Source organism: Paenibacillus popilliae ATCC 14706 (assembly GCF_000315235.1).
GTDB lineage: Bacteria > Bacillota > Bacilli > Paenibacillales > Paenibacillaceae > Paenibacillus_B > Paenibacillus_B popilliae.
On sequence record NZ_BALG01000490.1, the window covers coordinates 1 to 307 of the forward strand.

The window sequence follows — 307 nt, forward strand, 5'->3', positions numbered from 1 at the left end:
GGTGTTTTTTTCAGTGTTTTCCCCAGCGCTTTTTTTCTAGCGATCTCAGCATTGATTTTTTTAAACGCCCAACTATTAGCGGGATCCAATGCTTTATCTAGCTTCAGCTTAACAGAAGATCTACCTACATTACCCGTCCCCCTAGTTACATTCTTAGCGTTTTTCGCAGTGCTTTTCCCGGTGTTTCTCGCGGCATTCTTCCCAGTGTTTCCTAACATTTTAGAAATTAGTTTAATCAATGGGCCGTTATTATGCGTCCATATTTCGGACTCCGTAACGAAGTAATTATGTACTCCTCCAACTTCGA

Annotated in this window: 1 pseudogene; it reads right to left on the minus strand. The window is 41.4% G+C overall.

Annotated features, from left to right (window positions below):
• Positions 1–307 (minus strand): annotated as a pseudogene (locus PPOP_RS24905) (polymorphic toxin-type HINT domain-containing protein); the annotation flags it as partial.